Source organism: Ruegeria sp. AB5 (assembly GCF_056542645.1).
Genome location: NZ_JBQGAE010000087.1, coordinates 1 through 541 on the forward strand (window position 1 = coordinate 1; position 541 = coordinate 541).

Here is a 541-nt window from a genome sequence, read left to right on the forward strand (position 1 = left end):
CACCGCTCACGGTGTACCACCTGCTTGGGAAACTACTCTTCGCGCATGGCATGTGCGATCTGATCCTGGATTGGTTTGATAAGATAAGACAGGATCGTGCGCTCGCCCGTCTGGATCAGCGCTTCGACCGGCATGCCTGGCATCAGGATGTTGCCATCTATCTTCTCCCGTTCTCCCTCCAGAAACCGGAGCCGCACGGTGAAGAAACTCATTCCGGTTCCCTCATCGAGGGTCGTTTCAGCAGAAATCGTGACGACCTGACCTTTCAATTCCGGTGTTGTGCGCTGGTTTAAACCAGGCAGGCGAATGGTCGCCTGCTGACCCGTGAAGATCTGATCGACATCTGTCGGTGCGACCTGCGTTTCGATGATAAGTGCGTCTTCTTTTGGAACGATCAACAGGATGGGTTCTGCCGGACTGATGAAGCTGCCTGTCGTGTGCACGTTGAGTTGATGGACAAAGCCTGACCGTGGTGCCCGGATATCCATGCGAGAGAGTTGGTCGACAGACGCCGCTTTCTGCTCCGCCAGACGCGCAATCT

Annotated in this window: 1 protein-coding gene; it reads right to left on the reverse strand. The window is 55.5% G+C overall.

Features of this window, described 5'->3' with window-relative positions:
• Positions 1–32 precede the first annotated feature (32 nt).
• On the reverse strand, positions 33–541 hold a 509-nt coding region (locus tag ACR0L4_RS23750; protein ID WP_480515684.1), incomplete at its 5' end, for a beta-barrel domain-containing protein.